Origin of the sequence: Limnothrix sp. PR1529 (genome assembly GCF_002742025.1) — a bacterium.
Lineage (GTDB): Bacteria > Cyanobacteriota > Cyanobacteriia > CACIAM-69d > CACIAM-69d > CACIAM-69d.
Genome location: NZ_LIRO01000129.1, coordinates 1 through 22,529 on the forward strand (window position 1 = coordinate 1; position 22,529 = coordinate 22,529).

Here is a 22,529-nt window from a genome sequence, read left to right on the forward strand (position 1 = left end):
CTGGAGATGACCTGTGGCTCCCGGGAACTGCTTGGCTGAGCGGCCCCCGGGGGTTGTTGGTGGGCCTGGGGGCGGGGGTGTTGGTCAGTTTGGGGGTGAGCTTTGCCCTGGGAGGCCGCAATCCCCAAGCGCAACCCGCCGTGGCCCAACAGCCCGCGACGGCCCCCGCGCCCCCGGCGACCGGCAGCGAACAGCCGGTGACCATTGCCACCGCAGAATTGGCCCAAGTGAGCCGGACGATCGAAGCCAGCGGCACGATCGAGGCCCGTGAGCTAGTGCCCGTGCAACCGCCGGGTACTGGGCTAAAGGTGCTGCAAATTTTGGCCGATGAGGGGCAAGTGGTGCAGCAGGGGCAAACCCTGGCCATCGTGGATGATTCCTTGTTGCGCACCCAGTTGGGTCAAGCCCGCGCCCAGGCCTTGGAAGAGGAAGCGGCCCTGGCAAAGTTGCGCAGTGGGTTCCGGCCGGAGGAAATTGCCCAGGCCCGCGAGGCGGCCCGCCAGGCTGCGGCGGGGGTCGATCGCGCCAGAGCTGACCTGGCCCTTTCAAAGTTGCGAGTCGATCGCAACCAATCCCTGGCCAATGAGGGGGCAATCTCGCGCGATCGCTTGGATGAAGTGATTACCCGGGCCCGGGGCGACGAGGCGGCCCTTGAACAGGCCCAAGCCCGCTTTGCGGAAACCCAGCAGCGCTACCGCCAGTTAGCCACCGGTAACCGCCGAGAAGACATTACCCAAGCAGAAGCCCGCTTTTTGCAGGCGCGTGGCCGGGTGCGCCAAATCATGGAGCAACTCAAAAATTCGCGAGTCTTGGCTCCCGCGCCGGGGGTGATTGTGAAGCGGGAAACCACCGTGGGCAATGTGACGGCCAATACGCCGCTCTTCCAAATTGCAGCGGTGGGCAAGCTGGAACTGCATTTGAAAGTTCCCGAAACCCAACTCCGGGGTATTCAGCCGGGGCAACCGGTGCAGGCGATCGTGGATGCCACCCGGCAGGTGATTAACGGTCGGGTGCGCGAAATTGACCCCACGATCGACCCCCAATCCCGCCTGGCCACGGTCAAGGTGGAGCTGCAACCCTCGCCGGGACTGCGCACGGGGATGTTTTTGCGGGCCGCCGTGGGGGTTTCCATGGGGCGCGGCCTGGCAATTCCGGCCAAAGCGGTGTTGCCACAGCCGGATGGCACGGCGATCGCCTATCGCTTGAACCCCGACAACACGGTTAGTGCCCAGCGCGTTGAAGTGGGCAAGGTGCTCCCCGATGGGCGGGTGGAAGTGCGCAGCGGTTTGCAAGCGGGCCAAGGAGTCGTGGTCAAGGGTGGGCCCTACCTGAAAGATGGCGATCGGGTGCGTGTGATGCCCAATTAAATGCCCGTTAATGCCCGTTGATGCTTGTTGATGCTTGTTGATTAGTTGATCAAATGCCCGTTGATTAGCTGAATCAATTGATCAAAGTGCCCGTTGATCAATTGCCCATTGATCAAATGCCCGTTGTATCGATGTTTCCAGATGCCTAATGCCGTCACTTCGGACGAACGGATTTTTGACCGATGAGTAACTTCAACCTGTCCGCTGGTTCGATTCGGAAACCGATCCCCACGATTTTGGCCTGTTTGGTGGCGGCCATCTTGGGGGTTGCCTCCTTTTTGAATTTGGGCATCGACCAAAGCCCAAATATCGATGTACCGGCGGTATCCGTCACGGTGATTCAACCCGGCGCGGGGCCCGTGGAGCTGGAAACCGAGGTGACCAAAAAGGTGGAGGACGCGATCGCCGCCTTGGGCAACATTGACCAGATGACCTCCACGGTGACCGATGGGCGATCGTTCACGCTGGTCAACTTTGTGCTGGGAACCGATGCCAACCAGGCCACCAATGATGTGCGCAATGCCATCTCCCAGATTCGATCGAGCCTGCCCGCTTCGGTGGATGAGCCGTTGGTCGATCGGGTGGAATTCAGCGGCGGGGCGATCATGACCTACGCCTTGTCGGGCGAGGGAAAATCCGTTGAAGAATTGAGCGATTTGGTCGATCGCACCATTGCCCGGGAATTGCTGTCCGTGTCCGGTGTGGCCCAGGTGGAGCGATTGGGGGGCGTGAGTCGGGCAATTCGGATTGATTTGGATCCGGGGCGATTGTCGGCCTATGGGATTACGGCCACCCAGGTGAATGACCAGGTGCGATCGCTCAATGCCAACTTCCCCGGCGGCCAGGTGGACGTGGGTGGCAGCCAGCAAACGATCCGTACCTTGGGTAGCGCCCGCACCCTCAGCCAACTGCAAAACTACCGAGTTACCCTGCCCAATGGCGGCACGATTCCCCTCGCGAGCCTGGGCCGTGTCAGCGACAGTTTCACGGAACCCAAGGAAGCAGCCTTTTTGAACGGGGAGCCGGCCGTGGCCTTTTCCGTGCTCCGCAGCACCGGCAGCACCCTGGTGACCGTGGAAGAAAATGTCACCAAAGCGGTGGCGGAACTGCAAAAGCGCTTGCCTAATCTCAAATTTGATTTGATTTTTAGCGACGCGGATCCGATTCGGATGACCTATCGATCGACCGTTGAGGAGCTAATTTCTTCCTGCATCCTCACCACGATCGTCGTAGGCATCTTCCTGCGAAACGTTCGTTACACGCTGATTGCGGGGGCGGCTCTGCCGTTGTCGATCATCCCAACCTTTGCGGTGATGCAAATGCTGGGCTACACGCTCAACAGCATGACCCTGCTGGCCTTGGCCCTGGCGATCGGGAACTTGATCGATGATGCGGTGTGCGTGGTGGAGGATGTCGATCGGCACTTGAACATGGGCAAATCGCCCCGACAGGCGGCCTTGGATGCGTCGTCGGAATTGGGCTTTTCCCTGCTGGCCACCGCCGGAACCCTGATCGGCGTGTTCTTGCCGGTGGCTTTCATGGGTGGCATTCCGGGGCAATTTTTCCAGCCCTTTGGGGTCACGGTGGCCGTGTCCACGGTCTTTTCCACCACCGTTGCCTGTACTGTCACGCCCATGATGAGCGCCTACTTGCTGAAACCCAAGGCCAACTTGGAGCTGGTGGCAGAGGCGCAATCGACCGAAACCCAACCGGGCCCCTATCGCCGGGTGCTGGTTTGGGCCCTGCGGCATCGGGTTGCCACCCTGATGATCGCGATCGCCTTTTTCATCGCCAGCTTGCAGTTAGTGCCCTTCATTCCCAAAGGTTTGTTTAGCAGCGGTGACACGGGCCTCAGCACCGTGGAAATTGAACTGCCACCGGGCACGCCCCTCGAAGAAACCGTGGAAGTCATGAGCCGTACCTACGGCCTGCTGAAAGCAAATCCAGCGGTCGATCGGGTGTTGTTTGCTGCTCGCCAAAATAACCTGGCCACGGGGTATGTGAACCTGAAACCCGAAGACCAACGCAGCGTTACCCAGCGGCAGTTTGAGCAACAGATGCGGGAACAGTTCAAGTCGATCGCCGGGGCCCGGGTCACCTTCCAAAGCTTGCAAAGCCGAGGCGGCACCAGCAAAGATCTGCGGATTGTGCTCAAGAGCGAAAACCCGGAATTGCTGACCAAAACCGCCGCTGACTTGGAGCGACAAATGCGCGGCCTGTCCGGTTTGGTGGAAGTCACCTCCAGCGCCAGCCTGGTGAAGCCAGAAGTGGCCATCATTCCCGATGTGCAACGCGCAACGGACTTGGGCGTTTCGGTTCAGGCCATTTCCCGCACCGCCACCCTGGCCACGATCGGGGATAACGAATCGAGCTTGGCTAAGTTCAACCTGAGCGATCGGCAAATCCCGATTTGGGTAAAAATTGCCCCTCAATTCCGCAGCAACATCGAAACCCTCGAAAATTTGCGGGTTCCCGGTCGCAACGGAGCCATGATTCCCCTCACCAGCGTGGCGGATATTCAGCTCATCAGCGGGCCCGCCCAAATTAATCGCTACAACCGATCGCGCCAGGTCACCCTAGATGCCAATCTGCAAGGCATCTCCCTGGGCACGGCTCTGGAACAGATTCGCGCCCTGCCGGCCATGAACCCCTTGCCCCCCGGCATTGAAGAAGAACCGGCCGGCGATGCCAAAATCATGCGCGATATTTTCAGCCGGTTTTTGTCCGCGCTGGGGTTAGGCGTGCTCTCGATCTACGGGGTGTTGGTGCTGCTCTATAACAGCTTCCTTTACCCGATCGGGATTTTGGCGGCCCTGCCGTTGGCCACGGGCGGCACTTTCCTGGGCCTGTTGGTGATGCAAAAGGAACTGGGTCTCTTTGCCCTGATTGGGATTGTGTTGCTAATGGGGCTGGTCACCAAAAACGCGATTCTGCTGGTGGACTTTGCCCTCGAAGCGGAACGCCACGGACTCCCCCAATCGAAAGCCGTGATTGAATCCGGTGTGGCCCGCCTGCGCCCCATTTTGATGACCTCCGTGTCAACGGTGGTGGGGCTGTTTCCTCTGGCCTTGGGTTTGGGAGCCGGAGCCGAAGAGCGCAGCCCCATGGCCGTCGCCGTGATTGGCGGGTTCACCACTTCAACCCTGCTGACGCTGCTGGTGGTGCCTGTGTTGTTTACCTATGTGGACAATATCCAGCATTGGTTCAAGCAACTGGTGGGGATTGAGCCGCGTCGCCGCCGTCGATCGACCGTTCGCAAAGTTCTGGAGTCGTGATCTCCGCCACAGGAACGCCCCCTAAGAACGGCATACAATCAGAGCAGAACCGGCGAACCTAAGCCTGGGGGTGTCTTGATGTTGGTCATGCTCCTGAACAGTGGCTTGTTGACCCCTAAAGATGTTTGCCAAGGTTGCCTGTGGGCCGATCGCACGGGTAACCCGCGTTGGCAGAATGGTCATCTCTCCTGTGCCCATGCGGTGCGGCCTGCCGCCGACAACCAACCCGCTTGCTATGAGTGTGAGATGGGTTTTCTCCTAGCGGATGTTTGCAGCCACTCGGGTTAAGTCTTTAGCTACGCGATTTTCAGTGACCTGTGGATGGCGGGTGTGGCAAGTGGGTTGTCCATGCCCGCCTCTTGTTATTAGATTTCCTATCAAACTTTCTATCAAACTTCCTATCAAATTTCCAAAGCAATTTCACCAATAGCCCAATTCTGTAGCTAAATCGATCGACCCAATGGGGTGACTGCATGAGGCGGCTGAACTGAGATCGGAATCTCTATTAAACGAGAATGCTTTGGTTGGGTGAGGTTTCCATTCGCCTTGATGGGCATGATGCGACTTGTTAGCGAATTTCCTGGCGAATTCTGTTCAGGTATTTCGTCAAGATAGGTTAAGAAACCGTGATTTAAACTTGGGTTAAACTTCAGATCTCGATCGAGTCTAATCGGCTGGTTGCTCTGTTTCATAGATAATTTCTCAATTAGCCGGTAATTGGCCGATAATTAGCCGGAGGGTATGCTAATTGCCCCAAGAAGCCACGGTAAAAATGGGAAGGAACCAGTTAAGAATCGATCGATGCAAGAAATTAAGTAATTTTTGATCGCTTTTTGTTGTTTTAATGGCTTCTTCAAAAATGCATCAATCGACACTTTTCATCGGAAATTTTTGCTAATTTGGGAAAATTCGGCCGCTAAACAACCCACGAGAATTTGTTTAGACTTCCACCGCCCAAGCAAGTCTTTACAAACTTTACAAAAATCGCACTATTTTGCTCGGCATTCCTTAAGAAAACCGATCGCTCCCTCAATTCATCTGGGAACTGACGCTAGGCTAGATTTGTGATTCGATCTTGCCCCCGCTGTGGCCACCCATGCTCGACCCCCACGGGCGATCGGGGATGGAAATCACGGAACGGCGATCGGGTCATTATTTTCCCTTCTCTTTTGGCATGAATTCCCCGAAGGATTGGTGCTTTTGGCTAACCCTTCCGTAGCTTCTGCACCGGATCTAGCGCTACCAGCTCACGACTTAATTGCTTTCCTTTGCCTTAACCAACCCATTAGCCGCATCAAGCTAGCCTAATCAAATTCAACCGCGCCCAATGAAGTTGGCTGTTTTGAATTGGCTGCCCTGAACTAATTCCTTTGAATTGGCTGTCCTGAATCTACCCGCATCAGCTCAATGCTTCTGAGGTTCAGTCTTTGCCAAAGGAAGCTCGCCTGATCCAGTTTTCTGAACATTTTTGAACATTTGAGATAACCAATCACCCGCTTGACCGCTGCAAGGTTGTTGCCATGGCAGCGTTGTAAGGGGTTGCTTTGTGCTGCCTTGGCACAACGGCACAGCATTGGTTGAGAGTCATGAAAGTGAGTGGAACTATGGCTATTGCAACTAAGCCTGATCAAGATCAGCCGGTCAGTCAACCCTCTGGTGCTGTCTCTGCGAATGCCCCAATGAGTCAATCTGGATCGGCTGGGTCGGCTGGATCAAAGGCTTCTGGATCGAAGGGTTCTAAAACTGCAAAGGCAACTGATTCCTCGGCGGTTGATAAGCGATTTAAGGCGTTGGATTTGGTGATGAAACGCCAACAATATCGCCAGGATGCTTTGATTGAAGTTCTGCACCGGGCCCAAGAAATTTTCGGTTATTTAGAGGAAAAAACGCTGTTGCATGTGGCTCGATCGCTCCAATTACCTGCGAGCCATGTGTTGGGTGTCGCCACGTTTTATCACCTCTTTTCCCTTAAGCCCAGTGGTGAACATACCTGCGTGGTTTGTTTGGGAACCGCTTGCTATGTCAAGGGAAGCGGCGATGTGCTGAATGCTTTGGAAAAACACACCGGTATTCAGTCGGGAGCCACCACCAGCGACGGCAAAGTTTCGTTGGTGACGGCCCGTTGCATTGGAGCCTGCGGCATTGCGCCAGCGGTGGTGTTTGACGGGCAAGTGGCGGCGCAGGTGACCACAGAACAGGCGATCGCCCGCATTGACCAGTGGCGTGGTGATGCATGAATCGTTGGGTTGCGAATCGTGGTTACCTGTGGCCTGCCCATGATTCGCCCTGAATGACCTACTCGAAATGACGTGCATTACCCGTTAATTCGCCGTCCCGTTTGTCGCCCCGTTTGCCCCCAATCTGCTGACCAAGCTGCCTGAGGAGTCCGAATCCATGGATGGTCATGAACTGCTCGATCTCGCGGAACAATGTGCCCAGGCGAAAAAGCCCATTCGTGTACATTGCTGCACTTCCACGGGCTGCCAAGCGGCTCGATCGCTCGAAGTTAAAAAAGCCCTTGAAAAACGGGTTCAGGATTGCCAACTAGCCGATCGCGTGGAAGTAGTTGGCGTGGGTTGCATGGGGTTTTGTGGTCAGGGGCCGATGGTGGAATTGGACTCCACCGATCCCCAGGTAACAACCACCCATTACGAAAAGGTGACCCCAGAACAGGCCCCCTCAATTATTGACACCATTCAAGGGGGCCAAACCGATGCCCTACAGGGCAATTCGCAACACCCATTTTTTGCGAAGCAGTTGCTGATTGTGCGGAACCACAGCGGCAAAGTTGACCCGGAGCGCATTGAAGAATCGATCGCCCTTGGTGCTTACCAAGCCCTCCACCATGCCCTGTTTGAACTCACCCCAGAAGCGGTCGTTCAAGAAATCTCGAAATCGGGCCTACGGGGCCGCGGTGGTGCGGGCTATCCCACAGGGTTGAAGTGGGCCACGGTGGCCAAAATGCCCCCCGGCCAGAAGTATGTGATTTGTAATGGAGATGAAGGGGATCCAGGCGCATTCATGGATCGCAGCGTTCTGGAGAGCGATCCCCACCGGATCCTAGAAGGCATGGCGATCGCGGGCTATGCCGTGGGAGCTGACCAAGGATTTATCTATGTGCGAGCGGAATATCCCCTAGCGATTCATCGCCTGCAAAAGGCCATTCAACAGGCCAAGCAAAAGGGATTTTTAGGGAGCCAAATTTTTGGCTCGGGTTTTGATTTCAAGGTGGATATTCGGGTGGGGGCTGGGGCCTTTGTTTGTGGCGAAGAAACGGCCCTGATTGCTTCTGTGGAAGGCAAGCGCGGCACTCCCCGCCCCCGGCCGCCCTACCCGGCCATTTCAGGCCTCTGGCAAGCGCCCACCCTGATCAACAACGTGGAAACCTTCGCCAACATTGCCCCGATCATTCGCAAGGGTGCGGATTGGTTTGCGGGCATTGGCACGGAAACCAGCAAGGGCACCAAAATCTTTTCCCTGACCGGCAAGGTTTGCAACACCGGCCTCATTGAAGTGCCGATGGGTATTAGCCTGCGAACGATCGTGGAAGAAATGGGCGGCGGTGTTTCCGAGGGGCAGGTGAAAGCAGTTCAAACGGGTGGCCCCTCGGGCGGCTGCATCCCCAGCAGCTATTTGGACACGCCTGTGGATTACGAGTCCTTGGCGGCTTTGGGGTCAATGATGGGATCCGGCGGCATGGTGGTGATGGATGACAAAACCAGCATGGTGGAGGTGGCGCGGTTCTATATGGAATTTTGCCGCAGTGAGTCTTGTGGGCGCTGTGTGCCTTGCCGGACGGGCACGGTTCAACTCCATGATTTGCTGACCAAGCTGGTGGAAGGTCGGGGCACGGCCTTTGATCTGGCGCAAATGGAAAGCCTTTGTCAGGTGGTGCGCCACACCAGCCTTTGCGGGTTGGGCATGTCGGCTCCGAATCCGATCGTGAGCACGTTGCGCTATTTCCCGGAGGAATATCAAGCCCTGTTGCAGCCTGATCGCTGGCGAATTCCGGCGACGGTTTCTTGAGGGGGATGCATCAGGTTGAACCTAATCATTAAACCCAGTGGTTGAACCTAATGATTGAACCTAATTACTGATCTTTTGCTGATTTTTTGCTGATCTTCTTGGGCTGATCGAAGCAAGCAATTTCATGGGACTGAAGGGATTTAACGTATGGCTGTCGTAACGCTGACAATTGATGGGGTGGCGGTCGCCGCTGAAGCAAAAGCCAGTATTTTGCAGGCGGCGCGATCGGCTGGCATTGCCATTCCTACCCTGTGCCATTTGGAAGGGGTTTCGGATGTGGGAGGCTGTCGTCTTTGTGTGGTGGAAGTGGCGGGAATTAACAAACTATTGCCCGCCTGTGTGACCCAAGTGGCCGAGGGCATGGCGGTGCAGACCAACACGCCCACGTTGCAGTCCTACCGCCGAACCTTGGTGGAATTGCTCTTTGCAGAAGGCAACCATGTTTGTTCCGTTTGCGTGGCCAATAATCACTGTGAATTGCAGGATATGGCCACCACGGTGGGGATGGATCATAGCCATTTTGCCTACCAATTTCCCAAGCGAGATGTGGATGTTTCCCATGAAAAATTCGGACTCGATCGTAACCGTTGCATCTACTGCACCCGCTGCATTCGAGTGTGCGACGAAATTGAAGGAGCCAGGGTTTGGGATATTGCGTTCCGGGGCGAACGGGTCAAATTAATTGCCGGTTTGGATCAGCCCTGGGGTGATGTGGATGCTTGCACATCCTGCGGTAAATGCGTGGATGCTTGCCCCACGGGTGCTTTGTTCAAGAAAGGATCAACGGTTGCGGAAATGACGCGCGATCGCGATCGCCTGCAATTTTTGCAATCCGCCAGGGAGGAACACCAATGGACACGCTAACCAATCCTGCTCAAGGGGCTGCGGTGGCCACGGAAGGAGCCGATCGCCCCAAATTGCGCTTTGCAACCGTTTGGTTAGGCGGCTGTTCCGGTTGTCACATGTCCTTTTTGGACTTAGATGAATGGCTGTTTGAGCTGGCGAAATACGCGGAGGTGGTGTTTAGCCCCGTGGGCAGCGATGCCAAGATTTTTCCCGATCAGGTGGATATTTGCCTGGCCGAAGGAGCCGTTGCCAATGAGGAAAATTTGGAATTTATCCAAAAGGTGCGATCGCGCAGCAAGCTGTTAATTTCCTTTGGCGATTGTGCGGTGAATGGCAATGTAACCGCCATGCGCAATCCGAGCGCCACCGTTGAAGAAATTCTCGATCGTTGCTATCTGGAATTGGCGGATTTATCGCCGCAATATCCTCGAGAGCCAGGCATTGTGCCGCCCTTGATTAAACAGGCCTTGCCCGTCCATCAAGTGGTTCCTGTGGATGTGTTTTTGCCCGGTTGTCCGCCCTCGGCTGCCCAAATTCAAAGCGCTCTGGAGTCACTTTTTACCGGTGAAGCCCAAGCAGCCAAGCTGAAATTTGGTTAGGGATAGGGGGCAGCAATGGCAGGCGATCGACGGCGGCAACCATGGCGAATTTGGCTTTCGAGGGGACTCTTGATCGGGGCGATCGGGCTGATCTTATTCCTTTGGAGCTTAGGAGCCAGGGCCAATTCCCCCAGCACCTGTCAATACAAAGAGCGCCCCCTATTTGGCAAGGTGCAAATTGTTGAATCCTTTCCTGATTTTACGGTGCAGGTTGTTGAAGCATTCCCCGATTTGAAAGTGCAAATCGTCAACGCATTTCCCGATCGGTGTGGTGAGTGGCAATTTGTCAATGCTTTCCCCGACTTCAAAATCAAATTTGTGACGGCATTTCCTGACCTCAAAATTCAGTTTGTCACCAGCTTCCCTGGCTTAACCTAAGCGTAACCCCAGTGAAGTAGGGCTGACATTGGTAGAAATTAGCCATTGAAAATGGGCAAATTGGACTGCGGTAATCCTCTGAAATTGTGCGAGCATTATGAGTTCCAAACTGGTTATTGATCCGGTCACCCGCATTGAAGGTCATGCCAAAATCTCCCTGTTTTTGGATGATGCGGGAAAGGTTGAAGATGCCCACTTTCATGTGGTTGAATTTCGCGGATTTGAAAAATTTTGCGAAGGGCGACCCATGTGGGAAATGGCGGGAATTACCTCCCGCATCTGTGGCATTTGCCCCGTGAGCCACTTGTTGGCCTCTGCAAAAACCGGCGACAAAATTTTGGCCGTGCGCGTCCCGATCGCGGGCGAAAAGTTGCGGCGAATGATGAACCTGGGGCAAATTTTGCAATCCCATGCCCTCAGCTTTTTCCATCTCAGCAGTCCAGATTTTCTGCTGGGTTGGGACAGTGACCCAGGCCAACGCAATGTTTTTGGATTAATGGCGGCGAATCCGGACTTGGCGCGGGCGGGGATTCGGTTGCGGCAGTTTGGCCAAACGGTGATTGAGCTGTTGGGAGCGCGCAAAATCCATGCGGCTTGGCCGGTTCCTGGCGGGGTTCGCTATCCCTTGTCCGATGAAGGAAAAGCTTGGATTCAAGACCGATTGCCGGAATCACGAGCCACAATTTTAAGCGCGATCGAACTATTTGAATCGTGGCTTGATGCCCATCCGGTGGAAGTCGATGTGTTTGGTAAATTTCCATCGCTCTTTATGAGTTTGGTGGGTGACGATGGACGCTGGGAGCATTACGGCGGTCATCTGCGCATCATTGACAGTGAAGGGCAAATTGTCGCCGATCGCCTTTCGGAAGATGACTATCAATCCTTCATTGGCGAAGCCGTTGAACCCTGGTCTTATCTGAAGTTTCCCTACTACAAACCCTTGGGCTATCCCGATGGTGTGTATCGCGTGGGGCCTCTGGCTCGGTTGAATATTTGTGACTTCATTGGCACGCCAGAAGCCGATCGGGCCCTGGAGCGATTTAGACAGCGGGCCGGTGGGCGAGTGGCCACTTCTTCGTTTTTCTATCACTACGCTCGATTGATTGAAATTTTGGCCTGTGTTGAGGCGATCGAACAGTTAGTGAATGATCCTGATGTGCAGTCGCCTCGGGTGCGGGCGGAAGCCGGCATTAATGAACTGAATGGCGTTGGTGTGAGCGAAGCACCTCGGGGCACGTTATTTCATCATTACCAAGTGGATGAAAACGGCTTAATTCAATCGGTGAATCTGATCATTGCCACGGGTCAAAATAACTTGGCGATGAATCGTACCATCAAACAAATTGCTCAACATTATGTTGAAGGCAGTAGCGATGGATCGATTCCAGAGGGAATTTTGAATCGGGTTGAAGCGGGAATTCGAGCCTTTGATCCTTGCCTGAGTTGTTCAACCCACGCGGTGGGGCAAATGCCGCTGAAACTAGATGTGTTCAATGCCGATCGGGTACTGATTCAGACTCTGGAGCGGTCTTCCTAGGAATTGCAGGTGAAAAATTGAGTTTTGACTGAATTAACCACCGATCGGTGGGTGAGCAACCCCTTGAACTCAATGACCAAATGACTCAGTTGAAACAGTTCAATGGCATTGACCAGAATTTCGTTAGTTTTTGAGGTGCGATCGCCCTATGGTTACCCATCTTCCATCCCCAATCTTGGTGATTGGTTATGGCAATACTCTCCGCAGTGATGACGGTGTGGGGCCAGCGGTCGTCCAAGCCATTTCCCAATGGCAAAATTCACAACTTCAAACCCTCATTTGTCATCAATTAACCCCGGAGTTAGCCGATTTGATCGCGGGAGCTGGCTTGGTAATTTTTGTTGATGCCTTAGACTGCAATGCCCTGAAAATGTCTGCACCCAAAACCCAACTGCGATCGCTGGATTTGGGAATTCGCCCACCCACCCCAGCTTCCGCCACGGTCACCGCTGAAAATCCAGAAACTCCAAGTCTTTTGGGTCATTTCTATCAACCTGAAAGTCTGTTGCACATGACGAAATGGCTCTATGGCCATGTGCCCCCGGCTTGGTTAATTGCAGTGCCTGCGGTGTCCTTTGAGTTGGGCTGCGAATTTTCTGAAATTGCCATTCAAGGAATGCAGCGGGCGTTGGTTGTCATTCAAACCCTGATTGACGAGGTACAAGGCATGACGACTCATTCTCCCTCGCTTCATCTGCCTAGTGAATCGCTGAAATTACCCGTCCAAATCTAAATCAATTGCCCGCTGTTCTTCTTTGTGTTTTTTGCTGGAGTGATGACCATGAAACGCCACCAAACCATGACCCTCGATGGTAACGAAGCTGTTGCCAAAGTTGCCTACAGTCTCAGTGAACTAATTGTTATTTACCCCATTACGCCCGCTTCGCCCATGGGTGAATGGTCTGATGCTTGGGCAGCCCAAAACAGACCCAATCTTTGGGGATCTGTGCCAAGTGTGGTGGAAATGCAGAGCGAAGCCGGAGCGGCGGGCACGCTGCATGGGGCGCTCCAGGCGGGATCCCTGGCCACAACATTCACGGCTTCCCAAGGGTTGCTGTTGATGATTCCCAACATGTACAAAATTGCTGGGGAATTGACCGGTGCGACCTTGCATGTGGCTGCCCGATCGCTCGCGGCCCAAGGGTTGTCAATTTTTGGGGATCACAGCGATGTGATGGCCACGCGGGGCACGGGTTGGGCGCTGTTGTGTTCGGCTTCGGTGCAAGAAGCCCATGATTTTGCTGCAATTTCCCACATTGCGGCCTTGAAATCTCGAGTGCCATTTCTGCACTTTTTTGATGGCTTTCGGACTTCCCACGAAATTCAGAAAATTGTTCCCGTGGATGAAGATCATTTGCGAGCAATGATCCCCGAAGCGGCGATTTTGGAGCACCGCGATCGCGCCCTCACTCCCGATCGCCCGGTGATGCGTGGCACGGCCCAAAATCCCGATGTTTATTTCCAAGGTCGGGAAACCGTTAACCCGTTTTATCTTGCCTGCTCGGAAATTGTGAAATCCGTGATGGCGGAATTTGGCAACCTGACGGGACGGGTTTATCAGCCCTTTGAATATGTGGGTGATCCGGAAGCGGAATCCGTGGCGATTCTGATGGGTTCCGGTTGCGAAACCGTTGAAGAAACGGTGCAAGCCCTGAATCAACAGGGACAGAAATTGGGAGTCTTGAAAGTTCGTTTATATCGTCCTTGGAGCGCGGCGGATTTCCTCACCGTATTGCCCACCAGCACCAAACGCATTGCCGTGCTCGATCGCACCAAAGAACCCGGCGCATTGGGTGAGCCGCTTTATTTGGACGTGGTGGCAACGGTTCAACAATCGGCGCAACACCAGGCGGTCAAAACCATGATCGGTGGGCGCTATGGATTGTCTTCCAAGGAATTCACACCGGCCATGGTGAAGGCGGTGTTTGAAAATCTGCAATCGCCGGAACCCAAGAACGGATTCACGGTAGGAATTGTTGATGATGTGAGCTTCACCTCTCTGGACTTCGACCCCAACTTTGCTTTGCCGGGCGATCGCACCTTTGCGGCCATTTTCTATGGCTTGGGGGCCGATGGAACCGTGGGAGCCAACAAAAACACGATCGAAATTATTGGCGACAGCACCGATCAATATGCCCAAGGCTATTTCGTCTATGACTCCAAGAAGTCGGGGGCGATGACTGTTTCCCACCTGCGCTTTGGGGCTGACCCCATTCGGGCCCCTTACCTAATTGAAGGTGCGAATTTCATTGGCTGTCACCAGTGGATGTTCCTAGAACGCTACGAAATTTTAGACAAGGCCCTCGATGGCGCAACGGTGCTGATCAATGCTGCCTATCCGGCGGAGGAAATTTGGGATCATTTACCGCTAGAAGCCCAAGAAATCATCATTCGGAAGCAACTGAAACTTTGGGCGATTGATGCCTATAAAGTGGCTCGCGAGAGTGGCACGGGCGGTCACATTAATATTCCAATGCAGGTTTGTTTCTTCACCTTGACGGGGGTATTGCCCCAGGAAGAAGCCCTCAATCAAATTCGAGCGGCGATTCAAAAAACCTACGGCAAAAAAGGTAGCGCCGTGGTGAATATGAACCTGCGGGCGGTGGATAACACCCTGTCGAATTTGCAAGAGGTGCCGATTCGATCGGCCCAATCCACCTTGCATCGGTTGCCCATGGTGTCCGATCGCGCGCCGGATTTTGTGCGCAATGTGCAGGCGGCGATGATGGCGCGGGAGGGCGATCGACTGCCGGTGAGTGCCTTGCCCTGCGATGGCACTTATCCCACGGGCACGTCCCAATGGGAAAAACGCAACATTGCCCAGCAACTGCCTGAATGGGATCCAGAGGTTTGCGTGCAGTGTGGTAAGTGCATCGCCATTTGTCCCCATGCCACCATTCGCGGCAAATCCTACGATCCGGCCGCTTTGGGAGATGCGCCGGCCGGGTTCCGGGTGGCCGACACGCGCGACCCAGACTTCAAGGGCGAAAAATTCACCATTCAGGTGGCTCCGGAAGACTGCACCGGCTGCGGTCTTTGTGTGGAAATTTGCCCCGCGAAGGATCGCAAGCGCCCCTCGCGCAAGGCGCTGAATTGGGTGAACCCCAACGAGGTACGCGACGCGGAGCGGACGAATTGGGACTTTTTCTTGGGGCTGCCAAATCCCGATCGCGCCAAATTGCATCCCGATCGGCTGCGTCAACAGCAATGGCAAGAGCCGCTCTTTGAATTCTCAGGGGCCTGTGCCGGTTGCGGCGAAACGCCCTACCTGAAGTTGGTGTCCCAATTGTTTGGCGATCGGGCATTGATTGCCAACGCCACCGGTTGCTCCTCGATCTATGGCGGCAACCTGCCCACCACCCCTTGGACTAAAAATGCCGATGGCCGCGGCCCCGCCTGGGCAAACAGCCTGTTTGAGGACAACGCGGAATTTGGCCTTGGGTTCCGCCTGTCCGTGAATCAGCAAGCCACCTTTGCCAGCGAGCTGCTGAAGCGGTTGGCTGGGGAGCTGGGTGACAGCACGGTTCAAGACCTGTTGCAGGCGGAACAGCGCACCGAAGCGGAAATTTGGGAACAGCGCGATCGGGTAGCCAGCCTGAAAACGCGCCTCCCCGAGATCAATCACCCCGATGCTCGGCGGTTGCTGGCCGTGGCAGACTACCTCGTCAAGAAATCCGTCTGGATTGTGGGGGGCGACGGTTGGGCCTATGACATTGGCTTTGGTGGTTTGGATCATGTCCTGGCCAGCGGCCAAAACGTCAATGTGTTGGTTTTGGATACGGAAGTCTATTCCAACACGGGGGGGCAAGCTTCAAAATCAACGCCCCGAGGCGCGGTGGCTAAGTTTGCCGCTGGTGGTAAGCCCGCCGCCAAGAAAGATCTCGGGGCGATCGCCATGACCTACGGCAACATCTACGTGGCCAGCGTAGCCATGGGGGCCCGTGACGAACATACCCTGCGGGCTTTTCTGGAGGCAGAAGCCTACGACGGCCCCTCGCTGATTTTGGCCTATAGCCACTGCATCGCCCATGGCATTGACATGAGCAAGGGAACGACTCATCAGAAAGCTGCGGTGGATAGCGGTCGTTGGTTTCTCTATCGCTATAACCCGGATCTGGTGGCCCAGGGCAAAAATCCGCTGCATTTGGATTCCCCTGCGCCGAAGATGCCTGTGGCGGCGGCCATGGATATGGAAACCCGCTTCAAGATGTTGAGCAAGACCAACCCGGCCGCCGCGCAACAGTTGGCCCAACAGGCGCAGGCGGACATTAACCACCGCTGGCGGTTCTATCAATACCTGGCGGCCCAGTCGATCGGGCAGCCCCCAGCAGCCGATCGCCCCAGCCCAACGCCGCCAGGGGATGCTGCATCTTCCTCGGAACCTAAGCCGGTGTCCTAGGCCCCGTTCCTGAAATTTCCTGACTGAAATCCCCTGAATGAAGCCTTAGATGGGCCGATCGCCCGATCGGCTCACCCCGTCCCAGTTCTCTTCGCCCCTAGCCTCCCCACCTAGCGCCCTAATCTAGCGCCCTAATCTATGGATCTGCACACCACCTATCTGGGTCTCACCCTTCGATCGCCCCTGGTGCCTTCGGCCGCTGCTCCGCTCACCAGTTCCCTCGATCACCTGCGTCGCTTAGAAGATGCCGGAGCGGGGGCGATCGTCTTGCCCTCCCTGTTTGAAGAACAACTGGTGCAAGACAGCTTTGAGCTGCACCACCATCTCAGCCATGGGCGCGACAGCTATCCCGAAGCCCTCACCTACTTTCCTGAGCCGGAAGCCTTCCGCCTTGGCCCCGAGCATTATCTCGACCACATTCGCACCGCCAAAGCCGCCCTCAGCATTCCGATCATTGCCAGCCTCAATGGCTATTCCCCCGGTGGTTGGGTGGAATATGCCCGATCGATCCAGGAAGCCGGGGCCGACGCGATCGAGCTAAACCTTTACTTTGTCCCCAGCGACCCGGACATTTCCGGCCTGGATATTGAGCAATCGTTCCTCACCACCCTGAGGGCCGTCAAAGCCGAAGTGAGCATTCCGGTTGCGGTCAAAATCAGCCCCTACTTCAGCAGCCTGGCCAACATGGCCCAGCGCTTTGACGAAGCCGGAGCCGATGCCTTGGTGCTGTTCAATCGGTTTATGCAGCCCGACATCGACCCGATCGAGCTGGAGGTGCGCCCCGTTCCCTATCTCAGCTCGGCCAATGATTTGCGGCTGCCCCTGCGCTGGATTGCACTGCTCTATGGCCGGTTAGAGACGGATCTGGCGGCCACAGGTGGGGTGCAACATGGGGCCGATGTGGTGAAATTGCTGATGGCTGGGGCCAAAATTACCCAGGTTTGTTCCGTGCTGCTGCGCCATGGTCTGGAGCATTTGCGCGTTCTGGAGCGAGAACTGGTGGCCTGGCTAGAGGCTCAGGAATATAACTCCGTTGAGGAATTGCGAGGAGTGATGAGCCAAGTCCATTGCCCTGACCCCAGCGCCTACGAACGGGCCCAATACCTGAAGACGCTGCAATCTTTCCGGGTGGATGCGGGCCACGGGTTGATTCTCGATCCACCCATTCACAGCGGCTTCTTGCCTTCCTGAAATTGAACAAGCCTGGGGCGGGGATTAGCACACCCGCCCCAGGCGCACCGGGTCTTGGGCCGATCGCCCCGCTAGAGTAACCCAGCCAAGTGCAGCGGCCCGCGGCCGCTAATCAACTCCAACGCCAGCGCCAGGAAGCCCAGCATGGCCAAGCGACCATTCCACACTTCCGCCGCCGTGGTCAGTCCCCATTCCCAACGCTCTTGGGGATAGATCTTGGCCTTGTCGGGCGGGTGCAAGGTTTGGGCCAGGGTCATGCCCTTGCCATCTAGGGTTTCGATCGCCAGGTTGGCCAAATCCTCAATGAAACCCGGATGGACATTCAGGGCGGGCACGCGGTGGAAATTATGAATCCCCGCTTCTTCGGCTACTTCCCGATATTCCATGTCAATTTCTTCAAGGGTTTCGATGTGCTCAGACACGAAACTAATCGGCACCACCACCAGGGTTTTCACCCCTTGGGCGGCCAGTTCCTTGATCGCATCGTCCGTGTAGGGCTGTAACCACTCGATCGGGCCCACCCGGCTTTGATAGGCCAGGGTATGTTGGTTGGGCCGATTCAGGGTGCGAATAATCCGCGCTACGCAGTCTTCAATTTCTTGCTGATAGGGGTCGCCCGCCTCGGTCACGTAGCTGACAGGCACACCGTGGGCACTAAAGAAAATGTGGGCGCTGTTGGGATCTTCACAGCGATCGAGTTCCGTGGCAATCAAATCCGCCATGGCCCGGAGATAGCCGGGGCGATCGTACCAAGACTGCACCACGCGATGGTCGATCGTTTGCAGGGTTTGATCCTTGTCCATCAGCCGCTCAATCAGGCGGAAGCTGGAGCCGCTGGTGCTAATTGAAAATTGCGGATAAAGCGGCAAAATTGCCAAGTTATCTACGCCATCCCGCTTGATCTGATCGAGTGCTTCTTCGGTGAAGGGATACCAATAGCGCATTCCAATGTAGATCTTGGCATCGCGGCCCCGTTCCCGCAGCTTGCCTTCCAGGGCGCGGGCCTGGTCTTCGGTGATTTGCCGCAGGGGTGAGCCGCCACCAATTTGCTTGTAGCCCTCTTGGGATTTGGAAGCCCGCAGGGTGGAGATCAGCCAGGCCAGGGGCTTTTGCAGAATTGGGCTGGGCAACCGGATAATTTCGGGATCGGAAAATAGGTTAAACAGGAAGGGCCGCACGTCTTCCAGCTTTTCCGGCCCCCCTAGGTTGAGCAATAAGACCCCATCTCGACCCATAACCTTTTGCTTCCCGTTCCGCTGTTGGTGTTTCTTTTCAGATTCTTAACTGATATTAACAATATCTTGAGGTTTGCGCTGACGGGCGATCGCCCCATCATCTGAACCTGGCAAGGGAACCCGGCAAGGGACTTCGCAACTGTCTGAAACACAGAATCCTCAAGGCGTTCAGTCATCGACCCTAATTTGATGAAGGGCCGTCTGACGGACGATTGCTATTGTCAATAATGTTTTAAGGATGCTTTGTGGCTACGATTCTACGGGATTTGAGTTATCGCTACCAGTGGCTATACGACAACATTTCGCGGGTGGCGGCCCTGGCGGTGGGCGGTGAGGGGCGCTTTCGTCAACTAGCGTTACAAAACTTCGATTGGCAACCGGAAACCCGGGTGCTGGATCTCTGTTGCGGTTGGGGGCAAACAACGGCGCTGTTGGTGGAGCGATCGAACTGTGTGACCGGGTTGGATGCTTCGCCCAAGGCCCTGGCCCGGGCCCGATCGGCCGTGCCCCAGGCTACCTATGTGGAAGCTTTTGCGGAAGCCATGCCCTTTCCGGACGGTAGCTTTGAGGTGGTTCACAGCAGCGCCGCCATGCATGAAATGGAGGCTGAACAGCTCCGCCAAATTTTTCAGGAAGTCCATCGGGTGCTGGTTCCGGGGGGCTGGTTTCTGTTTTCCGATTTCCATGCCCCCACCAACCCGCTGTTTTGGCCGGGGGTGGCTGCGTTCTTCTGGCTGTTTGAGACGGAAACGGCTTGGGAATTTGTGCAAACAGATGTGCCGGGCTTGCTGGAGTCGATCGGGTTTTGTGATGTGTCTCAAGCGTTTTATGCGGGTGGCTCGGTGCAAGTGCTGCGGGCTAAGCGTGCTGCGGGCTAAGCGTCCCGATTGGGCTGAGCCTTGCGAGTTGCTCATGCAATTAATTCCCGTGCGATTAATTTCCGTGCGATTAATTTCCAGACGATCAATCCCCACACCGGCTGGCCCAGCGTGGGGATTGATGAGCAATGGGTTGGTTTAGGTCGCCAAACGGTAGCCCGATCGCCGATCAAGCCCTTGAGATTCTGTTTCCTGCGGCTTGTTTAAAAGCCTGAAATTGGAGCTTGAAATGAGAGCCGGAAATTAGAGCCTAAACGGTGAAATCCAACCCCGCAGGAAGTAGAACACGCTTTGCAGGTATTCCGTCACCACCTTGGTGCTGATGGTGAGGCCTTCGGAGTTGGGAATCAGATCCGGAATGGAGAAATAGCGCCAGGGGATGGGGGTGATGTCCGGGGCATCGTAGGGCAGGGTGTAAAAGTCTGCCGGTTGCGGCACAACCCGGAAACCAACGGACTCAAACGCCAGGGTCGATCGCCGCATTTCGATCGCGGAGGTGACCAAGGCAATGCGGGCCCCCTGGGGGTTGGAACCAAACTCATCGCGCACATCCAGGGCGCTGTTGCGCACGTTCACCACTTCCCGTTTTTGGGCAATTTCGCTGCGGGGAATCACGATCGCGCTGGCTGGCACGCCCATTTCCTGTAACAACACGCTGATGTCAGACGATTCCGCCGCCCGGCAGCGCGTGGCCGTGCCGTCTGGGTTCCGGCAGTCGCTGCTCACCGGTCGCCAGTAAGCGTTCAGCTCCGGCCGGAACCCCGCGCTCACAATAATTCGATTAGCCCGGCCAGCGCGATACAGTTGCGCCGCCAATGTGATTCGATCGCCGCTTTCGGTCAGCTCAATGCGCTGTTGGCCAATCCCCGCCACACGGGTTGTGCCATTCCCCAGCAGCACGATCGCCTCAACGGATCCCCGATCGCCATAGCCCTGCATGGACACGGCTTCGCGCTCCAGTTGCCCCGCCAGCAAAAATCCGATTGCCGGGGTGCTAAACAGCAGCAACACCGAAAAGGCCCAAGCCGCCACCCCATTGGCCGTGAACTTGCCCGGCCCTTCGCGCAGCACCCAGCGCGAGAGCAACAGCAGCGACAGACCCAGAGGAGTCAGAAGCAGGGACAGAAGGCTGCCCACCGATTCTGAGGTGCGGCCACCGGGGTTCATAAACGCGATCGTCAGCAGTGCAGCGATCGTGACAATGCCAAAGCCGGTGTAGTAGGCCACCGGGATGAACTTGACCTGAAACAGGAAGTACCAGAGCAGCCAGCCGATAAACAGCCAAATTAAGATAAAGGTCAGGGTCTCAAACATTCCAAATCACCCACGTCGGCGATCGACCTACCGGTTAGTTTTAACCGCAAGTTTTAGGGCAATGGTAGAGGAATTTTGCCGCTTTGAAACCAGAAGCCTAACCCCCAGAGCTTTTTGAGCGATCGACTGCTGACCGTAAACGCCCCTCACCCATTGCTGACTTTAGAAATTCCTTAACAATTTCCTGGATCCAACGGATTGCCCCGATCGCCCCGTGGCCCCGTCCGGTGGCCGCCTGGTGGGCCGATCAACGACGGGAGCAACCCCAGGTTGGGGCCTGCGGCTGGGTTTGCGTCGTTTTGCCTGGGGCTGTTGTCTTCCTCCTGCGTGCCTGTTGCTCAGCACCTCAAATCGGTGAACGGTTCGATCGACCATCGCCAATCATGCTTAACCTGAATTGCTACACCAAGATTTCTGTGCTCAGCTCATGCAGCAAATGCAGCAATGTAATCAATGAACTTCGCAATCTAATGAACTTAACGCACTGATCATGAGCTAAATTGTGAACCCCCTAAAGGCTGTATGGTGGTTAAATTTCGATTTGTTCTAGAATTCAATAAATCTTTAAAAGACTCTGCTTAATCTATTCTTGACGCTGCCGAATCGTGGTGTTATACCAAATTCGGCTGGGTTAATTTCTTGATCAATTAAGCGGATGATCTAAGTTAACCATCGAATTGTTGCTTACTCTTCAAAAAATGGATCCTGCGAATTGGGTCATTCATGAAGCAAAATCTCTGGGCTATCTTTTGAATGAAAACAACGAGCTACTCTGAGTTTTGATGGAGTGACAACAGCTTGATGGAACCTTCATCTTGGTTGATGTAAAGTCAACCTACGATCAGTCACAATTTGCAAACTGGTTGCTCGCAAATTGTTGATGCCTTGTGATTACCCTTGATCAAATTATTCTCCACTGAGAAAAAATATGTCTGGAATTCGCGACGTTGACGGCGACCCCAGTGGCACTTGGGCAGACTTGAGCTGGTCTGATCTCAGCAGCGAAGAGCAGTCCCTCTGGGGTGAGTTGGGATGGGATGAGTCGAGCTGGGAAGAAGATACGGATCCCCCAGCCAGTGATGATGAATATTGGGAAGATTTGAGTGCTGGTCAGCAAGCGGCTTTGACGAAGCTTGGCTATACCCAGGCCCTTTGGGACGAGGAATAAAGACTGCCTGAAATTTGCTCCCCCAAAGCTTTTTCACTGAAAGCGCACTGAAGATTACGAAAACAAGGGGTTAATGCTCCTTGTTTTTTATTTTATTTCTATTTCTTGTTTTGCGATTTTGCTTCATCTATTAGATCGCTTGTATCAATTTCTTGTTTTACGATTTTGCTTTATCTATTAGCTCTCTTGCATCAATCACGATTCTTATCTTAAGGCGTTTGCCATAAATCGTCATCTCACAGGCACTATTTTCAAGCACTAGTAGGGTGGGCAATGCCCACCTCATAATTGCTTCATGGTATCTGTGATATGGCGT

General features: G+C 55.1%; 17 protein-coding genes. 15 read left to right on the plus strand and 2 right to left on the minus strand.

What is annotated here, in order from left to right:
* The 13 genes from AMR42_RS18000 to AMR42_RS18055 all read left to right on the plus strand — a co-directional run.
* A partial coding sequence (locus AMR42_RS18000) for an efflux RND transporter periplasmic adaptor subunit (RefSeq protein WP_099535034.1) occupies positions 1–1,367 on the plus strand: 1,367 nt, incomplete at its 5' end.
* 182 nt (positions 1,368–1,549) lie between these two features.
* Positions 1,550–4,642, plus strand: coding sequence for an efflux RND transporter permease subunit (locus AMR42_RS18005; RefSeq protein ID WP_099535035.1), 3,093 nt, complete (start codon positions 1,550–1,552; stop codon positions 4,640–4,642).
* Positions 4,643–4,720: 78 nt separating this feature from the next.
* Positions 4,721–4,930: a hypothetical protein gene (locus tag AMR42_RS18010; RefSeq protein WP_099535036.1), complete on the plus strand. Its 210-nt coding sequence runs from the start codon at positions 4,721–4,723 to the stop codon at positions 4,928–4,930.
* 787 nt (positions 4,931–5,717) lie between these two features.
* A complete protein-coding gene (locus AMR42_RS21305; RefSeq protein ID WP_234407091.1) occupies positions 5,718–5,861 on the plus strand; it encodes a hypothetical protein in 144 nt (47 codons plus the stop codon).
* A 460-nt stretch (positions 5,862–6,321) separates the two neighbouring features.
* On the plus strand, positions 6,322–6,879 hold the full coding sequence (gene hoxE / locus AMR42_RS18015; protein WP_099535037.1) for a bidirectional hydrogenase complex protein HoxE: 558 nt from the start codon (positions 6,322–6,324) through the stop codon (positions 6,877–6,879).
* Between the two features lie 157 nt (positions 6,880–7,036).
* A complete protein-coding gene (locus AMR42_RS18020) occupies positions 7,037–8,668 on the plus strand; it encodes a NuoF family protein (protein WP_099535038.1) in 1,632 nt (543 codons plus the stop codon).
* A 147-nt stretch (positions 8,669–8,815) separates the two neighbouring features.
* On the plus strand, positions 8,816–9,532 hold the full coding sequence (hoxU, locus tag AMR42_RS18025) for a bidirectional hydrogenase complex protein HoxU (RefSeq protein WP_099535039.1): 717 nt from the start codon (positions 8,816–8,818) through the stop codon (positions 9,530–9,532).
* On the plus strand, positions 9,520–10,113 hold the full coding sequence (locus AMR42_RS18030) for an oxidoreductase (protein ID WP_099535040.1): 594 nt from the start codon (positions 9,520–9,522) through the stop codon (positions 10,111–10,113). The genes hoxU and AMR42_RS18030 overlap by 13 nt, the downstream gene beginning before the upstream one ends.
* A 15-nt stretch (positions 10,114–10,128) precedes the next feature.
* A complete protein-coding gene (locus AMR42_RS18035) occupies positions 10,129–10,491 on the plus strand; it encodes a hypothetical protein (protein ID WP_099535041.1) in 363 nt (120 codons plus the stop codon).
* 97 nt (positions 10,492–10,588) lie between these two features.
* The gene (locus tag AMR42_RS18040; RefSeq protein ID WP_099535042.1) at positions 10,589–12,028 is read left to right on the plus strand and encodes a Ni/Fe hydrogenase subunit alpha; all 1,440 of its coding nucleotides are present in this window, start codon (positions 10,589–10,591) and stop codon (positions 12,026–12,028) included.
* A 148-nt stretch (positions 12,029–12,176) separates the two neighbouring features.
* Positions 12,177–12,761 (plus strand): hydrogenase maturation protease, encoded by a 585-nt coding sequence (locus AMR42_RS18045; RefSeq protein ID WP_143473173.1) that lies wholly within the window; start codon positions 12,177–12,179, stop codon positions 12,759–12,761.
* A 48-nt stretch (positions 12,762–12,809) separates the two neighbouring features.
* Positions 12,810–16,427: a pyruvate:ferredoxin (flavodoxin) oxidoreductase gene (gene nifJ, locus AMR42_RS18050; RefSeq protein WP_199858238.1), complete on the plus strand. Its 3,618-nt coding sequence runs from the start codon at positions 12,810–12,812 to the stop codon at positions 16,425–16,427.
* A gap of 138 nt (positions 16,428–16,565) precedes the next feature.
* The gene (locus AMR42_RS18055; RefSeq protein ID WP_099535044.1) at positions 16,566–17,618 is read left to right on the plus strand and encodes a dihydroorotate dehydrogenase-like protein; all 1,053 of its coding nucleotides are present in this window, start codon (positions 16,566–16,568) and stop codon (positions 17,616–17,618) included.
* Positions 17,619–17,689: 71 nt separating this feature from the next.
* Here AMR42_RS18055 and hemH read toward each other — a convergent pair whose 3' ends face one another.
* Entirely contained in the window at positions 17,690–18,853 is a 1,164-nt protein-coding gene (gene hemH / locus AMR42_RS18060) for a ferrochelatase (protein ID WP_099535045.1), read from the minus strand.
* A 245-nt stretch (positions 18,854–19,098) separates the two neighbouring features.
* Between hemH and AMR42_RS18065 the strand changes: the two genes are divergently transcribed.
* Entirely contained in the window at positions 19,099–19,731 is a 633-nt protein-coding gene (locus AMR42_RS18065; protein WP_099535046.1) for a class I SAM-dependent methyltransferase, read from the plus strand.
* A 243-nt stretch (positions 19,732–19,974) separates the two neighbouring features.
* Here the strand turns inward: AMR42_RS18065 and AMR42_RS18075 are convergent, their stop codons facing one another.
* The gene (locus AMR42_RS18075; RefSeq protein ID WP_099535048.1) at positions 19,975–21,045 is read right to left on the minus strand and encodes a YdcF family protein; all 1,071 of its coding nucleotides are present in this window, start codon (positions 21,043–21,045) and stop codon (positions 19,975–19,977) included.
* Positions 21,046–21,973: 928 nt separating this feature from the next.
* Here AMR42_RS18075 and AMR42_RS18080 point away from each other — a divergent pair.
* On the plus strand, positions 21,974–22,213 hold the full coding sequence (locus tag AMR42_RS18080; protein ID WP_099535049.1) for a hypothetical protein: 240 nt from the start codon (positions 21,974–21,976) through the stop codon (positions 22,211–22,213).
* Positions 22,214–22,529 lie beyond the last annotated feature (316 nt).